Origin of the sequence: Priestia sp. SIMBA_032, from assembly GCF_046535215.1 — a bacterium.
In the GTDB taxonomy this organism is placed as follows: Bacteria; Bacillota; Bacilli; order Bacillales; family Bacillaceae_H; genus Priestia; species Priestia aryabhattai.
Genome location: NZ_JAWRXD010001254.1, coordinates 1 through 248 on the forward strand (window position 1 = coordinate 1; position 248 = coordinate 248).

Annotated in this window: 1 protein-coding gene; it reads right to left on the reverse strand. The window is 37.1% G+C overall.

Translation table 11 applies throughout. The features are described 5' to 3' along the window. Window positions 1-248, reverse strand: a 248-nt coding sequence (locus tag SB717_RS38355) for a hypothetical protein (protein WP_410908442.1), incomplete at both ends; no start/stop codon positions are given.

Below are 248 nucleotides of genomic sequence, written 5' to 3' on the forward strand. Positions count from 1 at the left end.
TCTATTACATCAACATCAAACAACTCTTCAACATAGTTCCAGCTAATTAGTAACTCTCCATTTTTTTCAATTACTACATTATCCAAATACACTTGTGGAGTCCGAGCATGAATATAGCGAAGAGAACCAAGTTGTTCCCAAGAGAAAGCACCTGCACCTGCTAACATCGAGGTGAAAACGATTGGCATAACTGCTTTTGGTGTCATTTGATGATATCGAGTAAAATCTCGAATAAAGTTAACTCCATC